General features: G+C 67.4%; 11 protein-coding genes and 1 pseudogene. 7 read left to right on the top strand and 5 right to left on the bottom strand.

Features of this window, described 5'->3' with window-relative positions:
* On the bottom strand, positions 1-528 hold a 528-nt coding region (locus C1I95_RS12415; protein WP_158566384.1), incomplete at its 3' end, for a CG0192-related protein.
* Between the two features lie 19 nt (positions 529-547).
* Entirely contained in the window at positions 548-2,950 is a 2,403-nt protein-coding gene (locus tag C1I95_RS12410; protein WP_111213957.1) for a transglycosylase domain-containing protein, read from the bottom strand.
* A 79-nt stretch (positions 2,951-3,029) separates the two neighbouring features.
* Between C1I95_RS12410 and C1I95_RS12405 the strand changes: the two genes are divergently transcribed.
* Positions 3,030-3,776, top strand: a complete 747-nt coding sequence (locus tag C1I95_RS12405) for a hypothetical protein (RefSeq protein ID WP_111213956.1) — start codon at positions 3,030-3,032, stop codon at positions 3,774-3,776.
* Positions 3,777-3,814: 38 nt separating this feature from the next.
* Here C1I95_RS12405 and C1I95_RS12400 read toward each other — a convergent pair whose 3' ends face one another.
* Positions 3,815-4,852: a LacI family DNA-binding transcriptional regulator gene (locus C1I95_RS12400; protein WP_233513632.1), complete on the bottom strand. Its 1,038-nt coding sequence runs from the start codon at positions 4,850-4,852 to the stop codon at positions 3,815-3,817.
* A 615-nt stretch (positions 4,853-5,467) separates the two neighbouring features.
* Between C1I95_RS12400 and C1I95_RS12395 the strand changes: the two genes are divergently transcribed.
* Together C1I95_RS12395 and C1I95_RS12390 are read left to right on the top strand one after the other, a co-directional pair.
* Positions 5,468-7,759, top strand: coding sequence for an FIMAH domain-containing protein (locus C1I95_RS12395; RefSeq protein WP_111213955.1), 2,292 nt, complete (start codon positions 5,468-5,470; stop codon positions 7,757-7,759).
* A gap of 150 nt (positions 7,760-7,909) precedes the next feature.
* Positions 7,910-11,842, top strand: coding sequence for an FIMAH domain-containing protein (locus C1I95_RS12390; RefSeq protein WP_146605703.1), 3,933 nt, complete (start codon positions 7,910-7,912; stop codon positions 11,840-11,842).
* A 76-nt stretch (positions 11,843-11,918) separates the two neighbouring features.
* On the opposite strand, the gene C1I95_RS12385 is transcribed toward C1I95_RS12390, so the two are convergent.
* Both C1I95_RS12385 and C1I95_RS12380 read right to left on the bottom strand, forming a co-directional pair.
* A complete protein-coding gene (locus tag C1I95_RS12385; RefSeq protein WP_111213953.1) occupies positions 11,919-13,085 on the bottom strand; it encodes a mandelate racemase/muconate lactonizing enzyme family protein in 1,167 nt (388 codons plus the stop codon).
* Between the two features lie 13 nt (positions 13,086-13,098).
* Positions 13,099-14,130 (bottom strand): LacI family DNA-binding transcriptional regulator, encoded by a 1,032-nt coding sequence (locus tag C1I95_RS12380; protein ID WP_111213952.1) that lies wholly within the window; start codon positions 14,128-14,130, stop codon positions 13,099-13,101.
* Between the two features lie 531 nt (positions 14,131-14,661).
* Here C1I95_RS12380 and C1I95_RS36350 point away from each other — a divergent pair.
* From C1I95_RS36350 to C1I95_RS12365, 4 genes and pseudogenes are all read left to right on the top strand, one after another.
* A pseudogene (locus C1I95_RS36350) lies at positions 14,662-14,961 on the top strand (ABC transporter permease); the annotation flags it as partial.
* Between the two features lie 46 nt (positions 14,962-15,007).
* Positions 15,008-15,199 carry a hypothetical protein gene (locus tag C1I95_RS36345; protein ID WP_233513631.1) on the top strand — a complete coding sequence of 64 codons (192 nt, stop codon included), beginning with the start codon at positions 15,008-15,010 and terminating at the stop codon, positions 15,197-15,199.
* Between the two features lie 12 nt (positions 15,200-15,211).
* Positions 15,212-16,231 carry an ABC transporter substrate-binding protein gene (locus C1I95_RS12370; RefSeq protein ID WP_111213951.1) on the top strand — a complete coding sequence of 340 codons (1,020 nt, stop codon included), beginning with the start codon at positions 15,212-15,214 and terminating at the stop codon, positions 16,229-16,231.
* 5 nt (positions 16,232-16,236) lie between these two features.
* Positions 16,237-17,058, top strand: coding sequence for an ABC transporter ATP-binding protein (locus tag C1I95_RS12365; RefSeq protein ID WP_111213959.1), 822 nt, complete (start codon positions 16,237-16,239; stop codon positions 17,056-17,058).
* Positions 17,059-17,080 lie beyond the last annotated feature (22 nt).

Below are 17,080 nucleotides of genomic sequence, written 5' to 3'. Positions count from 1 at the left end.
GCCGGCACCCACGTCCCCACCGTCGGTGCCATACGTCGGGTCGGCGGCCACGACCCGACGTATGGCACCGACGGTGGGGACGTGGGTGCCGGCGGGGGCGTCGCTGGCGATGTCCATGCTGGCCGGGCGTACCTCACGCCGGCCGTCGACCTCGAAGTACTCCTCCGCCTGCCCGGTGCCGGCGAGGACGGCGCTGGCCAGTGCCGCGGCGTACACCGGATCGCCGCAGGCGTCGTAGACCCAGCGCCGGCCCAGCACCGAGTGCTCGATGGTCCCCACCAGCCAGGCGTCGGCGCCGTCCAGCGGCGCCCCTCGGTAGGTCAACGGCACCTGGTGGACCGGCCCGTCGCCGGCGCGGACGAGCAGCGTCTCGATGCCGACCTCGCCGGCCGGATCGTCGAACCGGTACCCGGCCACCCGGGTCACCTCGGCGCCGGTGTCGCCCTGGTACCAGTCGCGGCCGGGCAGCCAGGCCGCCAGCAGTTCGAGTTTGGTGGGATGGATTTCCGCCCGATGCAGTAATGCCATGCGCCGCATCGTACGACGATCACCCCGGCGCCGAGGTGCGCGGCGGCTCCGAGCTGGGCGGCGGGCTCGGCTCCGGCGACCGGGTCGGGGTCCGCGTCGGCCGGCCGGTCGGGACCGCGGTGACGCAGTCCGGCGGGTCGCAGCTCGGTTCGGTCGCGGTCGGTGTCGGCCGCGCCGTTGTCGGCCGCGCCGTCGGTGTCGGTGTCGGTGTCGTGGTCGTGGTCGTGGTCGTCGGTGTCGGTCGCGTCGCGGTCGGCGCGGGCCGGGACGAGGCGGTGGGCGGCGCCGCGTCGTTCGGGAACTTCGGCTGGGCGAACCGGTACTTGTCCGGGTCGAGCTTCAACGCGGCCGTCGCCTTCTCCATGAACTGCTGCCAGATCGGGCCGGCACCGCTGGCCCCGTACACGGCGTAGCTGCCGTCCTTCGTCCGCAGCGGCTTGCCGTCGGTGGTGCCGAGCCAGGTCGCGGCGGCGAGGGCGCCGGTGTAGCCGACCATCCAGGTGTGCAGGTTCTTGGTGGTGCTCTCGCCGGCCTGCCAGGTGCCGGTCTTGCCGGCGGTGTCCCAGCCGTTGTCCAGGCGGGCCGCCCGTACCTGGCTCAGCGTCCAGTTGAGCTGGGCGATCGCCTCCTCGTCGAGCCCGACCTCGGTCTGCGTCAGGCGCTCCTCGAGAATCTCCTCGTCGCCCTTGGTCACCGACCGGACGAAGTGCGCCTCGGCCCGCTTGCCGCCGGCGGCGAAGGTCGCCATCCCGTTGGCGTGGTCCTCGACGGTGATGCCGTACTGCCCGATGCCGACCTCGGTCGAGAAGTGTTCCGCGGTCTCCGCACCGGGGTGGCCGCGCAACTCGATCCGCTTCGGCTTCGAGTCGCCCTTCTTGTTGGCCCACATCGAGTCGACGCCGGCCCGGGTGGCCATGTCGATCACCTTGTCCGTGCCCAGCTTCTCGGTGAGTTCGAAGTAGGTGACGTTGAGCGAGGCGACGGTGGCCTCCCACAGCGCGCAGTCCGGCTGGCACGACGCCCGTTCGGCGTTGCGGATCGGGCCGGCGGGGCTGTCCTTCGTCCGGCCGGAGGCGGGGAACTCCTTGGTGTCGGGGGAGTGGAAGTGTCGCTTGACCGAGATCTCCTCCCGCACCGCCGCGGCCAGGTCGTACACCTTGAACGACGACCCCGGTGGGTGCTGGCCGAACCCGGCGGCCTCGCCGTTCTCGTCGTAGTACCAGCCGGCGTAGTCGGCGCCCGAGCCGTCGTTGCCGCCGTAGTAGCCGAGCACCCGGCCGGTGCCGGGTTCCACCGCCACCAGCGCGGCCTGCCAGTTCTTCGGCTGCCCGCGGACCGCCTCCGGGGCGGTGTCGCGCCGGATGTCGGCGGCCGCCTCGGCGGCGTCCTGGACCCGCTTGTCGATGGTGCTGACGATCTTGAATCCGCCGTTGCGTACGTAGTCGGCGGGTTTGTCCTTGAACTGTTCGGTCTGCCGCAGCTCGCTGAGCACGTGGTTGACCACGAGCCCGGTCGGCCGGTCCAGGCCGGACTGGCTGGCGGCGGGGTCGATCGGCCGCACCGTGTCCGGGTACGCCAGGTCGGCCGCCTCCGCCGGAGTCAGGTGGCCCAGCTTCACCATGCCGTCGCGGATGTAGGTCCACCGGTCGAGCGAGTTCTGCCGGGCCTTCGGGCCGCGCTCCGGGTCGTAGCCGGGCTGGCCCTCGGGGTCGTCCGGGTTGGCCTCCGGCTGCTTCACCATCGCGCAGAGCACCATCGCCTCCGCCACGGTGAGCTGCTTCGCCGCCGGGGCGTCGCGGCGTACCGTCTTGCCGAAGTACGCCTGCGCGGCCGCCTCGATCCCGTACGCGCCCCGCCCGAACGGCACCGTGTTCAGGTAGAAGCCGAGGATCTCCTCCTTGCTGTACTCGTCGTCGAGCTTCCACGCGATGACCGCTTCGCGGACCTTGCGGGAGTAGGTGACGCCCTTGAGGTCGGCGGCCACCCGGGCGTACTGCTGGGTGATCGTCGACGCGCCCTGGCGCTCGCCGCCGGTGAGGTTGGCCCAGGCGGCCCGCAGCACGCCCTTGAAGTCGATGCCCTCGTTGGTCCAGAACGTCCGGTCCTCGGCCGCCACGATCGCCTGCTTGGCGGCCTCGTTCATCTGGTCGTACGGCACGATCGTCCGGTTCTCCGAGCCCAGCTTCGCCATCGGCGTCCGACCGTCGGCGAAGTACACCGTGGTCGACTCCGGCAGGCTCAGGTCGGTGGGGGTGGGCACGCTGTCGACGTAGTAGGTGCCGCCGATCAGACCGATGCCGAGCAGCAGCGCGAGTACCGCCAGGAAGATGGGTATCCGCCGGCGCCGCCGCTTCCGCCCCTCGGGGGCGTCGGTCTGTGCGGGTACGCCGGCAGTGCTCTCGTTGTCAGGATCAGGAAACACGCGTCCCCCGGTACCCCATCCTCCAGTGGCCGAATCTTGGCCGGCGTTGGCCGCCGGTCATTCCGGGTATACACGGCGAATGGCCGAGCTGCTGGAAGACGGGGACATCTACTTCCTCTACCGCCCTCGGGTGGCGGAGGAACGTGTCGGCTCGCTGGCCGAGGTGCAGCGGCTACTCGTGGTGATGCACCCGTGGCGGGGGCGGCACCTGCGGCTGCTCGTCGTCGGGCGCAAGCGGCTGCCCGGCATCGACGAGCACGACCGCTTCTGGGCGTTCGTCGACGAGGTGGTGGACCGGCCCGAGCAGCTGCACAAGACGCTGCAGGCGCGCGCGTACCGGACGAAGACCCGCGACGAGCGGGAACAGCCGCCGGCCCGGCCGGCGGCGGAGGGGGCGTACGTGATCGCCCGGCACGACGACCACACCCATCTCGCGTACGAACTCGAACTGCCCGTTCGTCCCGGCCCGGCCCAGCGGGAACTCAGCATCGAGCCGGAGGCGAGCTACATCGTCACGGTGAAGAACCCGCAGGCGCCCTCCCCGCCCGGGGTCGGCCTCCGCGGGGCCCGGAAGGGCAGGCTGCCCGCCCCGCTGCAGAACGAGTTCCACGGCCGTCGCTTCGCCCCGCTCGACCCGCCGGCCTTCCTCGACCACCCGGGGACTGAGCTCGTCCTCATCGGCGCGGCCCACGACGCCTCGGCGGAGTTGCAGATCGACCTGGACGCGGAGGTGGAGCGGGCGGAGCGCAGCACGATCTTCGGGGACCTGCGGATCGGGCGCCGGGAACGGCCGGTCGCCCCGCTCTTCGCCGGTGAGTGGGCCTGAGGCCGTGCCACCTGTCGGCCTGCGCCGTTTCGGTCACGTCACCTTACGCGAGAGGTGCTGTCACGCAGAACGACCTGACCCTTGACGCGCCGTAGTCGTGGGTGATCGGCCCGTTCGGCCAGGACCAGCTCGAGGGCCATCGCGCCCACGTCGTCGAGTGGCATCTGGACGGTGGTGAGGCTCGGTGTGACATCCCGCAAGGTGGCGATGTCGTCGAAACCAGCCACCGCGAGGTCTTCGGGCACGCGGACGCCGCGGTGACGGCACGCCGCCATCGCGCCCACCGCCATCACATCATTCACGGCGAAGACGCAGTCGGGAGCCAGCCCAAGGTCGAAGGCTCTGGTCATCGCCTCGAAGCCCCCGTCCCGGGTGAACTCGCCACGGAGCACCTGGTTCCGCGGCAGTTGGATGGAGTGCCGTGCGAGTCCTTCTCGAAAGCCCTGGACTCGGTCGGTGGAGGTGCGCACCTCCGGTGGGCCCGCGAGCACCAGGAAACGCCGATGCCCCAACTCGGCCAGGCTCTCCGCCAGGACGCGGGCGCCGGCGCGGTTTTCGAGCACGACCGTGTCGAACCGAAGCCGTCCCTGGCTGATGAACACGGCGCGACCACCAGCCGACTCGAACTCCGCCAGCTCGTGTTCCAGCTGGTCTTGCGCCAGTGAGTCGTCAATGCGTGAACCGGCCACGATGAGGGCGCATGCACGCTGGCTGCGCAGCGTTCGTACATACTCGACCTCCCTGTCCGGCCGCCGCAATGTGTTGAAAATTGTCACCACGAGCTGCCGTTCATCCGCCGCTCGCATCACGCCTGTGGCGATCGACGAGAAGTACGGGTCGGCGATGTCATGGACAAGCAGGCCCAGGACGTTGGTGCTCCCTCGAGCCATTGCCTGTGCCGGACCGTTGGGCGCGTAGGCCAGCTTGCTCGCGGCCGTCAGCACTCGCTGTCTCATATCCTCGCGAACTCGGCGGCTGCTGCCGTTGAGAGCGCGCGAAGCCGTGGCCAGCGAGACGCCCGCCTCGCGAGCGACATCGGTCAAGGTGGTAACGCCTCTGACTTTACTCTGCGACACCGCAAGCTCCCGAGCCGTGTAGAGGCGAACGGTCGTTGACGCTCAGGCTGGTCACGAGTGCACCTGGCCCAACAACCGGATTCCATGCACCACTAAGTATGGTGCCCCGCTGCCGTACGCATCGCATCGTGTCACTCCCTGGGAAAACGCTTACAGTGCCAGACCCGAGGTGCGGTAACGCATCAGGCCGCGCCAGTTGTGACTCAGGATGCACCGGAGAGTCACGGCCACCGCGAGGCGAAGCCCGGTGAGAGGGCGAAAGCGTGGTCAGAATCGGTCGGGGGTACGGCGGCGCTCAGCCACCGCCACCGGACACCGAGCCGACGAAGACGAGCCACCCCATCCAACCTGCCCGCCGTCTCTTGGTGCTCGCCAGCGAGCCCCCGCCGGGATCAGGGATGTCAGGGAACGGGCTCGACGCCGGCGGGTCCCGCCGGACCGGGGAGGTCGAGGAGCGGGCTCGACGTCTGGGCAGCAACGACGATCTTGGGCCCGGCTACGCGGCAACGGCCTGCAGTCCGAGCTTCAGGGCACCGGTCATCTAGACGGCTGTGAGGTTCTGGGCTACGTTGAGCCGGCTGAAGGGAAAGCGCTTACCAAGGAGGGTAGGAGGCGATGAAACGCTTCAGGAGAGTCTTCACCTATTTCGCCGCCGCAGGCTTGCTGTCGATAGCTGTTCCGGCCATCGCTCAAGCAGAGCAGATAGCTGAAAATGGCACATTGACGGTGAGCGTCTCGGGTGCGGGCGGAGGGTTGCGGGCCGCGATCGACGCCACCGGCGTGGATTACGCCGATGTTAACGGCCTGATAATCGATCGCGGTGCGTTGAACAGCACCGACAGCCGATTCATCAACCAGAGCCTCACCAAGCTCACCGATCTCGCGGTGGTCGGGTCGGCTGACTTCGTTGATTCCCAGGTGCCAGCGAGCGCGTTCAGCGGAAACACTTCGCTCAAGCACGTGAAGCTGGACAACACAACCGTGATCGGATCGAGGGCGTTCTACGATCTCGCCACGCTCGTCACCGCCGAAATGCCGAAGGTGACCGTACTGAATGGGCTCGCGTTCAACAACAACGTGGCGCTGCAGAGCGCGTACCTGCCGCGGTTGAGGTCGATCGACAACCGGGCCTTCTACAACGCGTTGTCGTTGAAGTCACTGACCCTCGGGGAGGAGCCGCCCCAACTTCTGGGGCAGGGGAACTGGTTCCTCTACGCCACCGGGATGACCATCTACGTTCCGGTGGAATCGGCGGTCGAGGCCTACCGGACCGACATCTTCTTCCAGCAGTTCAGGATCCGGCTGATCGGTGACGACAGCAGCAGTCCTGACGACCCCGCCGCGCCCAACACTCCGGAGATCTGCGGCCAGTACTGTGGCCGGATCGGCGGAGCCGACAGCGTCAGGTACCGCGATGGTGAGTACTTCAGGGGCGACTACAAGATCAGCCTCAACCTGTACAGCTTCAATGTCAACATCAACGCGTGGTTGAACAACCGGCAGGACACGCCGCAGCTCGACACGCTGGCATCGATTCGTTGGGCAGCCGAGGCGGGATTCGACGCTGTCGACGTCACGGCCTACTACATCCCGGGGTACAGCAACACGGAGATGCCGACCTTGCCTGACGCCGAGATCAAGGCATACGCCCGCCAGATCCGGCAGCTGGCCGAGCAGCTCGGCATCGAAATCAGCGGCACCGGTTACCAGAACAACTTCGCCCACCCGAGCGCTGACCGGCGGGCCCTCGACGTCGAACGGGGCAAGTACTGGATCGACGTCGCGGCCGAGATGGGCGCTCCGGTCATCCGGGTGTTCTCCGGGCCGGTGCCGACGGACATCAACACCCTCGGCTGGGAGACGGTCGCCCGAGAGCGCGTCGTCCCGGCACTGCGGCAGCTGGCGGAGTACGGCGCCACCAAGGGCGTTCAGATCGGTCTCCAGAACCACGGGGACATGACCGCCACCGCAGGTCAGACGATCCAGATCCTGAAGTGGATCGACCACGACAACGTCGGCATCGTGAACGACACCGGCTACTTCCGGCCGTTCCGCTACACCACCGGCCTGGACTACGACTGGTACGCCGACATCGCCGAGGTTCTGCCCTACTCGAACAACTTCCAGGTGAAGAAGCGGCCGGCGGGCGCCGAGACCGACACCACCACGGACCTGAACAAACTGTTCACCGACGTCCGGTACAGCGACTACCGCGGCTACATCCCCGTGGAGCTCCTGTGGGTTCGGGATGAGCCGGGATACCCGCGTGATCTTCCGGGACCGCCCTACCAGGAGATCAGCTCGTTCCTCGGTGCGGTCAAGGCCTCGTTGAACTACACGAAGGATCTGGGCGAGATCTCGGGCTTCACCGGCGTGACGTACGTGGACGGCAGGTTGTCGGGAACGGCATTCACGGGTGTCGCCGACCCGGACGCGGAGATCCGCGTGCACAACGCTGACGGCGAGGTCGTTGGATCGCTCCGCGCCACCCTCGACGGGAAGAAGACGCCAGAGGGCAGGTATCAGTACAGCTTCGACGGCATCATCGGGGACCATGACGCGGTCAGGTTGCTCGGGCCGCTCGGCCCGTCGATCAACGAGTCCGTCTACCGCTCGGTCGAGATAACTCGAACTGATGACGGCAAGGGCACCGCCGCCATTCGCCAGATGCTGGACTTCTACGTCGAAGCCGGCGAGGTCGGTGGTCCGCTGGTGCCCCAGCTCTCGAACACGCTGGACAGTGCGACTCACCATCTGGCCAAGGGCTCGAAGGAGCAGGCAGCCAAGCGCATGCAGGACTTCATCCGGCATCTGGAGAATCCCGCGATGGACGGGCATGTCACCGCAGCGGCCAGGCAGGACCTGAAGGCAGCTGCTCAAGCGCTGATCGAGGCGTGGAAGAAATAACCCAGGCGCGGTCCTTCCCGTGTCGCCTTCGATTGGCGGCACGGGAAGGACCGCGATGCACGTCCGACCTGTCTGGTCGACCCTGCTCTCGTCACCCCTGCGGCGCGCCCCTTCACGCTGCAGCGAGCAATCGCTTTGGAGGAGCAGTTCATGAAGATCCTTGGAAGACGCACGTTGACGGGCGGCGTCCTGGCGCTGGTCTGTTCACTGCTCTCGACGTTGGCTCCAGGAAATGGCTTCGCGGCCGTCGACCCCGCCCCGCCGTACACGGTCCCGGTGGACCTGGCGCTCGGCTCCGCGGTGGAGAACGTCAAGGTGAGCTCGATCCGCGGCGGCTCCGCTCCGGAAGCCGTGTTCAGGGCAGGGACATCCCAGTACTGGGACGTCGATCGGTCCCAGTCGACCGCCAGCTCGATGGCGGCGGGGAAGAACCGGTTCTGGGTCGCCGTCGATCTCGGCGACGAGAAGGCCTTCTCGCAGTTTGTCGTTGCCTTCCAGACGAACTTCACGGAGCTTAAAGAGCGAGTCTCTGAGTATCGAGTCGAGTACACCAGCGATGCCGACAAGTGGAACGAACTCTCCACGACCGCCAGAGAAGGGGCGGCGGGTCTAGCAGACTACCGGCCGCCGAGAGACTGGACCATCGCCGTTGAGCAGGATACCGCTGACCTGGTTGACGGTAACGGCAACAAGACGATGGTTCACACGATGGCGGCGCCGGTCACAGCCAGGTACGTCATGTTGACCGGCGAGATGAAGCTGAATGCAAACTTCATCCGGATCTTCAACTTCATGGTCCTCACCAGAGTGGCGGCGGAGCCACCTCCGGACCCGAACCACCCGACGGAGAACGTCGTCGACATCATTCCCGACCATGCGGGTATGAGTCTGACGATAGGTCGACCTGCCCTGGTGGAGCAGGGTGGCCCGATGCCCAGGTTCAAGGTGGTTGCCCGCAAACGGATAACGATCGGCGGTGTGATCAGGAACCCTCGGGGCGATATCGTTCACACGGTGCCCCAGCGGAACCTCGACGAGGGCGCCCAGTTGGTGGTCGCGCCGAGTGTGACGGCCGACAGCGGCGGCACGTACGTCGCCGAGTTCGAGATCGGTGACGGTGACAAGCGGTACTTCGACACGTACTACTTCACCGCGGTGGCCGGAGCCAACGCCTACGGCGATCACAACCCGTATCCGGCGGTCCAGGTCGGCAGTGACGGCCGGCTTGTCTACACCCCGGACCACAAGGGCAATCGGGTGGTGGACTACTCCAACGTCGGCTTCAAGGGCGGAGGAGTGGCGATACCCAACGTCCCGGTCAAGATCATCCTTGAGCCGGTCGGCGGTGATGTGGATGACTATCAACGCCTCCAGCAGGCGATCGACACCCTCAGCCAACTGAAGCCCGACACGGACGGGTTCCGAGGAGCACTCCTCCTCAAGGCCGGAACGTACCGAACGAGTCGGACCCTCGAGGTCGGCGCGAGCGGAATCGTCATCAAGGGGGAGGGGCCGGGGACGGTTGACCAAGGTGCGCCACCGATAACCCCGGACACCTGGTACGACTACGCACAGTCGGAGGAGGTCGAGCCGGCGGTGACCAAGCTGGTCGCCACCTGGCGATCGACGACGTACGACAAGAACACGCCGTTGATCAACGTCGCGGGTAGCTCGACCGCGGACGCCGGGGCGTCGACGGCGGTGGTCGATCAATATGTCCCGGCGGGCTCCCACGCCATCCGGCTGGCTAACACCGACGGCCTCCGGCCCGGAGACACCGTGGTGGTGAACAAGGCCGTGAACCGAGCGTGGGTCCACGACCTCTACATGGACGTGATCACCGACTATCCGGGTGGGCTCTCCGCGAATCAGTGGTCCGACGACCTCTCCTACTGGGACAACCTCGATCAGGAGCGGACCGTCAAGGCGGTGGACCAGGCGAGGTCCACCATCACGCTCGAGGGGCCGTTGGTCGACGCGCTCGACATGAAGTACGGAACCGCCACCGTCCGTAAGCTGACCCCGACCGGAAGGATCCAGGGGGTAGGTGTCGAGAACCTCCAGCTGATCTCCCGGTTCGACAAGTCCGTCACGGGAACCAGCACCGCCTTCGGGAGCACCTACAAGCAGTACGAGGATGAACTGCACGCGCAGGTCGGTGTGCGGTTCTCGCACGCCGAGAACGTCTGGGTACGGAACTACACCACCTACCATATCGACGTGGGTGTATCGATCAACAGCGGCGTGCGGTGGTTGACCGTCCAGGACGCCAACGTGGTCGAGTTCGTCAGCAAGGCGACCGCCGGCGAGCGCCGGTACGGCATCTCGATCTCCGGCGGAACAGGCGTCCTCGTACAGCGGGCCTTCGCACGATATGCGCGTCACGCATACGTACTCCAGGCGAGGGTCACCGGCCCATACGTGTTCCACGATTCGACGGCCCTGTACAACATGGACGCCAGTGAACCGCATCTGAGGTGGTCCGCAGGCGGCCTCTTCGACAATATGAACGCCCGGATCTACGTGCAGAACCGATGGAGCAACGGCACGGCGCACGGCTGGGCGGGTGTCAACTACACCTTGTGGAACAACCACGGCCCGTACATGATCAGCCAGCCCCCACTGGCGGCGAACTACCTGTTCGGACAGTCCGCGGAATCCCCACGCGTGCCGTTCATCATGGAAAATGTGGACCCCGGGTACGTGCCGAACTTCCCGGCATACGAGTACGTCAACGGCACCGCCGTAACGCCCGACAGCCTCTTCCTGCACCAGTTGGCCGACCGACTGGGTGCCGGGGCGGTGCGTAACATCAGCTCGACCACCGTGCCCGACTACATCGACGAGTCGGACACGGTGGACACGAGAATTCCCAAGCTGGCCGGGATATATCTGGACGGCGAGCCGCTGTCAGGCTTCGATCCGGACGTGACGCGGTACACCATTCCCGTGCCACTGGACAATGAGGCTCCGGCCCTGACCGCGATTGGCGAAGAGGGTTCGAGCGTTTCGGTCGCGGAGCCCGACGACCACTACGCGCAGCCGTACGTGATCACGGTTGACGCAGGCACCGACATCAACGGACGATATACCGTCGCGTACGACATGGTGCCCAAGCATCAGAGGGTGACGGCGAGCCATGGGTCCGGCACTGTCGTGAATCTCCTCGACGGGAACAAGGACACCGTGTGGGACGTGTCCTCAAGCACCGGAGCCTCGGCGCGCTTCTACCTCGGCGACAGTCTGAGGATGGTCGACCGCGTCTCGATCGGATTCGCGAAGAACACCCAGAGCAGAAGGCAGTACTACTTCGACATCGACGTGTCCGTGGATGGTGTGACCTGGCACCGGGTGCTGAACCCGACGTGGCAGTTGGACAACCTCGGCCATGGTCACCTCATGAGCCACCAGGTCCTCCCTGGTGCCGAGACCTCACTGGAGGACGTGGAGGAGTTTCGGTTCGAAGCGCCGGTCGAGGCGCGGCTCGTACGGATCACGGGCTACGGCAGCCGGGACGGTACGGGTACCGGGACCTCGACCTCCAACCGCTACTTCTCGGTGGACATCGGCGGCGCCGAGCTTGACGATGCCATCACCGTCTTGCCGGTGGACGTCGAGACCTTCGCGGGCCGGGCGCCCGTGCTGCCGACCGAGGTCACCGTCCGCAATCGCGATGGATCGAACGCCACCGTAGCGGTGGAGTGGGACGGTGTTGATCCGGGCCGACTCGAGCATCCGGGCCGGCTCACTGTCGGAGGACGCGTCGACGGTGTGTCGCTGCGAGCGTTGGCGCGCATCACGGTGACGGCGCCACCGAGTACTACGGCGATTCGCGAGTTGATCGCGGAGTACCGCTCGTCGGGGGATCTGGGCGGTCCGTTGACGATGCAGCTCGGCAACGCCTTGGACAGCGCCGAGCATCATGCCGGTAAAGACTCCTTCGACACTGCCGCCAGGCACATGGGGGTTTTCCTGGGGCATCTGGGTAACCCGCCGATGCAACGGCACGTGTCAGAGACCGCCAGATCGACGTTGACCTCGAAGGCGGAGGAGTTGATCGGCTTCTGGTCGAGCCGGAGATAACGCACTTCGCTCGGTCGCCGTGGCGTTCGCGCGGCGACCGAGCGGTGCGTCATGCCCTTGCGCCGGAACTACCCCGCTAAGCCTTCAGCACGTCGACGGCGAGTTCCCGCACGACCGCCTCGTCGACGTCCACACCGAGGCCGGGGCCGGTCGGTACCCGGGCGGTGCCGTCGGTGACCTCGACGGTCGCGCCGGTAGCGTAGGACGACTTCAGGAACTGGCGCCCGTTGAGATCCACCGGCGTGTCGATGCCGAATGCGGCGAAGAGATGCAGCGAGGCGGCGAGGCCGAGGTCGGAGTCGGTGAGTCCCGAGCCCATCAGGCGTACGCCGCTGTCCTCGGCCAACGCGCACAGTCGGCGCGACAGGGTCAGCCCGCCGCTGCGCTGCACCTTGGCGATCGCCACGTCCACGGCTTCCAGCTTGACGAAGGTGGCCAGGTCACTGGGGTGGCGCAGGCTCTCGTCGAGCGCGACCGGGACGGGGGATGCCTCCCGCAGTCGGCGCAACCCGGCCACGTCGTTGGCCGGCAGCGGCTGCTCGAACGCGGTGACGCCCAACTCGGCCATGTTCCGCGCCATCCGCAGTGCGGCGTCCACGGTGTACCCCTGGTTGGCGTCCACCCACAGTGGGGCCTCCGGGGCCGCCTCACGGACCGCGCGCACGACGGCGGTGTCCACCGCCTCGGTGTGCAGGCCGACCTTGACCTTGAAGGCGCGGTACCCGAGGTCGAGGCCCTCGGCCACGCAGTCGGCGACCTCGTCCGCCGTCTGTCCGGAGACGATCCAGCCCAGCTCGACCGTGTCCTGGCGGCGCTGCCCCCACAGCATCCCGACCGGTACGCCGAGCGCCCGACCGAGCAGGTCGTGCAGCGCGATGTCGACCGCGCACTTGGCCAGCGGCGCGCCGATCGTGAACCCGCGGTTGATGGCCCGGTCGAACGCCGTGGTCACACCGTCGAGGTCCCAGCACGGACGGCCGAGGATCGCCGGCGCGAGATAGCGGTCGATGGTGGTGACGATCGACTCCGCCGTCTCGTACGTCCAGGCCGGGATCGGGGTCGCCTCACCCCAGCCGGCGACGCCGTCCGCGCTGACCTTCACGAGGATCCGGATGCTGGGCTTGCCCGCGACGGTGACCGACCCACCGGACACGCCGAAGGAGCGCAGGGTGGGGAGCGCGACGGCGAATGTCTCGACGCGCTCGATCGTGAGGCCGGCCAGGGCCAGGGGGGAGTGGTTCACGAGGTGCCTCTCTCTACAGGGCTTTCGCGGTACTCGCGCGGATGACAACCTCACCGGCCATCCGGTGGATCCGGCGGCGCCGTCCGGGGTTCTCGGTGAGGGCGAGTTCGATGGCTCGTTCCCCCAACTGCTGCAGCGGCAGGGCAACGGTGGTGAGGGGCGGGGTGAGGTCACGGACGATCGGGATGTCGTCGAAGCCGGCGACCGACACGTCCGCCGGTACCGACAATCCGCGGTCGCGCAGCGCGGCGACCGCGCCGATGGCCATCACGTCGGTTACCGCGAAGACGCAGGTGGCATCCAGGCCGCGCGTCAACACCTCGGTCATCGCCGCGTACCCACCGTCACGGGTGAAGGCGCTTTCGACGATGTCGGCGGGGCGCAGGGCCACGCCCGCCCTTCTGAGTTCGTCGCGGAAGCCACCGACTCGGTCTGCGACCGTGGTCAGCGTCCGTGGCCCGGCGAGCACGGTGAACCGGCGGTGTCCCAGGTCCAGCAGGGCCCGGGCCATGGCACCCGCCCCGGCACGGTTCTCGGGCAGTACGGTGTCCACCCGCAGGCTGCGGTGCCGGCTCACCACCGCGACGCGGCCGCCACCCTTCAGGTACGGCTCGAGTTCGGCGCCGAGGGCCCGCTCCCAGTCCGGATTCTCGAACCCGGAGCCGATGAGCAGGATGGCGGCGGCGCGTTCGGCGCGCAGCATCGACACGTACGCGACTTCGCGCTCAGGGTCGCGGAACGTGCTGGCGAGCGTCACCAGCAGGTCGTGGTCGCTGGCGACCCGCATGATTCCGCCGGCGACGGCCGCGAAGTAGGGGTCGCTGACGTCGTGGCAGATGACCCCGACGGTGCGGTGGGCGGCGCCGGCGAGGGCCCGGGCGTGCGCGTTCGGGGTGTACGCCAGTTCCTCGGCGGCCTTGAGTACCCGTTCGCGTAGGTGGGGTCGTACCTGCGTGGTCCCGTTGAGTGCCCGGGAAGCCGTCGCGGGCGAGACACCTGCGGCCTTGGCCACATCTTCGAGCGTCGAGTGAGGCCGTGGCTGCATTGAGTCACCCCGAGGAAGTTCTTGACCGGCTTGTTTCGGCGTGGTTACGTTAGCACTCGGAAAGCGCTTACAGAAAGCGCATTCAGTCGCAGGGCCTGGTACGGCGAGGTAAGAAGTCCCTCCGTCCACACGATGGCCCTCGCCTACCTAGCGGCTGCTGAACCCCGGACAGCCCACGGAGAACGGAGGGTCATGGCCGCGCAGAGCTCAACCGACCTGCTGGAGCGGACGAAGTCCGCCCAGGGCAGCGCGGTGAAAGGCCGCCGCCCAGTGAGCGCAGGAGTGAGCGTCGCCCGCTTCGTTCAGGGAACGTGGCGCCCGTTTGCCGTGCTCGTGGCGATCTTCGCCGCCTGGTGGGCGGTGACCGCCGCGAACCTCGTTGAGCCGTACCTTGTTCCGTCGCCTGGCAAGACGCTCGACGTCATCCTGAGTCAGTCCGGCTACTTCGCCCACAACACCTGGATCACCGCGTACGAGACGATCTTCGGCTTCGCGATCGCGATCGTCGTCGGTGTGGTCTCCGCCGTCGTCATGGTCTACTCGCCGACGGTCGAGAAGAGCCTGTACCCGCTACTGCTCTTTGCCCAGGTCATCCCGAAGATCGCGATCGCCCCGCTGTTCGTCGTCTGGCTCGGCTTCGGCCTGACGCCGAAGGTCGTGGTCGCGGTCCTGATGGCCTTCTTCCCCATCGTCATCTCCACGGTCACCGGCCTGAAGTCGATCGACCCCGAGATGCTGCAACTGTCGGCGACGATGGGGGCCGGTCCGGGACAGACGTTCTGGAAAATCCGGTTCCCCGCCTCGCTGCCACACCTGTTCGCGGGCCTGAAGGTCGCCGCGACGATGGCCGTGACCGGTGCCGTGGTCGGCGAGTTCGTTGGCCAACGAGGGCCTCGGCTACGTGATCCTCCAGGCCAACGGCAACCTCGACACCCCCATGCTCTTCGCCGGGTTGCTGATCATGTCTCTGCTCGGCGTGGTCCTGTTCGTCCTCGTCGAGCTGCTCGAGTATTTCGTCCTTCCCTGGCACGCCAGCCGCCGTACCGACGCCGCTACGACGTCGCTGTAAAAGGAGAAGTCCATGAAGTTGCGTTCCCTCGCCGCAGTGCTCATGCCGGCACTGCTGCTGGCCGCCGCCACCGGCTGCGGCTCGGACTCGGGCGAACAGGGCAAGAACGCCCAGGGCCTCGACCAGGTCACCCTCACCCTCAACTGGTACCCCTACGGCGAGCACGCGCCGTTCTACTTCGGCAAGAAGCAGGGCATCTTCGAGAAGCACGGCATCGACCTGACCATCCAGGCCGGCCAGGGCTCCCAGAAGACGATCCAGGCGACCGCCGCCGGGCAGACCGACTTCGGCTGGGCGGACACCCCCGCCCTGCTGGGCGGGGTGAGCCAGGGCCTGAAGGTCAAGAGTCTCGGTGTGTTCCTGCAGACGACCGCGTCGTCCGTGCAGTTCTTCAGCGACAAGAACATCAACTCTCCGGCCGACCTCAAGGGCAAGACGATCGCCTCCACCGCCGGTGACGCACTCAGCAGGACCTTCCCGGCCTTCCTCAAGGCCAACGGCATGGACGTCAGCGACGTCACCCTGCAGAACACCGACGGCGCGGGCAAGATGGCGGCCGTCATCTCCGGCCAGACCGACGCGCTGCTCGGCTTCGCCACCGACCAGGGCCCGACGATGCAGGAGAAGGCCGGAAAGCAGGTCTCGTACCTGAAGTTCGCCGAGCACGGCCTCAGCTTCTACAGCAACGGCCTGCTCGCCAACGAGGACACCATCAGCAACAAGAAGGACCTCGTCACGCGCATGGTCGCCGCCACCAGCGAGGCGTGGACCGCGGCCGCAGGCAACGCTGCCGGCGCGGTGGACGCGATGGAGGGTGCCTCCCAGCAACTTCCCTCCAAGAAGGTCCTCACCGAGCAGTTCAACGCCACGCTTCAGCTGCTGCACACCGACGCCACCAAGGGCCAGGCACCGGGCGTGAACGCCGAGGAGGACTGGAACAAGACCATCGCGATCTTCGCCGAGGCGGGCGTGATCACGAAGGCCGAGTCGCCGGCGACGTACTGGGACGCGAGCTTCGCGCCGAAGGGATGACCTCGATGATGGCCGGTAACACCACCACGCAGCGGCCCGCGGACGCCACGACGACCGGCGCCGCGGTCGAGATCGACGATGTCGCGGTCCGGTTCCGCACCAAGAAGAAGGACATCACCGCGCTCACCGACGTCTCGCTAAGGATCGAGCCGGGTGAGTTCGTGTCGATCGTCGGCGCCTCCGGCTGCGGCAAGTCGACGCTGCTCAAGCTGGTGTCCGGCCTGCTGCGACCGTCGTCGGGCCAGGTCCGGCTGCACGGCGAGGACGTCCAGGGGCCGCGGCGCGACATCGGGTACGTCTTCCAGCGCGCCGCCCTCCTGGACTGGCGCACCGCGCGGCGCAACATCCTGCTCCAAGCCGAGATCCGGCGGATGCCGAAGGCGGAGGCGCGCGAGCGAGCCGACGCGCTGATCGCGATGACCGGCCTGACCGGCTTCGAGGACGCCTACCCGAACGAGCTGTCCGGCGGCATGCAGCAGCGCGTGGCCCTGTGCCGCGCGCTGCTGCACCGCCCCCCGGTCCTGCTGATGGACGAACCGTTCGGCGCGCTCGACGCGCTCACCCGTGAGCAGATGAACATCGAGCTACGCCGGATCTGGCGGGAGACCGGAACGACGGTCCTGCTCGTCACGCACTCCATCGCCGAGGCCGTCTACCTCGCCAACCGGGTGGTCGTCATGACTCCGCGCCCAGGCACCGTCGCCGAACTCATCGATGTGGATCTGCCCACCGACCGAGACTACGGCCAGACGATGGCCGAGCCGGTGTTCGCCCGCGCCACCGGGCGGATCCGCGACCTGCTCGGCGCGACGACGACCGCCGAATAGAAACAGAAGAGTTGGAAGGATA

The organism is Micromonospora craterilacus (assembly GCF_003236315.1).
Taxonomy (GTDB): domain Bacteria; phylum Actinomycetota; class Actinomycetes; order Mycobacteriales; family Micromonosporaceae; genus Micromonospora; species Micromonospora craterilacus.
This window is presented reverse-complemented; position numbering and strand designations above follow the sequence as displayed.

Coding starts and splice junctions, on each gene's coding strand:
- C1I95_RS12405 (WP_111213956.1), top strand. CDS start 3,030: ATGGCCGAGCTGCTGGAAGACGGGGACATCTACTTCCTCTACCGCCCT.
- C1I95_RS12395 (WP_111213955.1), top strand. CDS start 5,468: ATGAAACGCTTCAGGAGAGTCTTCACCTATTTCGCCGCCGCAGGCTTG.
- C1I95_RS12390 (WP_146605703.1), top strand. CDS start 7,910: ATGAAGATCCTTGGAAGACGCACGTTGACGGGCGGCGTCCTGGCGCTG.
- C1I95_RS12380 (WP_111213952.1), bottom strand. CDS start 14,130: ATGCAGCCACGGCCTCACTCGACGCTCGAAGATGTGGCCAAGGCCGCA.
- C1I95_RS12370 (WP_111213951.1), top strand. CDS start 15,212: ATGAAGTTGCGTTCCCTCGCCGCAGTGCTCATGCCGGCACTGCTGCTG.
- C1I95_RS12365 (WP_111213959.1), top strand. CDS start 16,237: ATGATGGCCGGTAACACCACCACGCAGCGGCCCGCGGACGCCACGACG.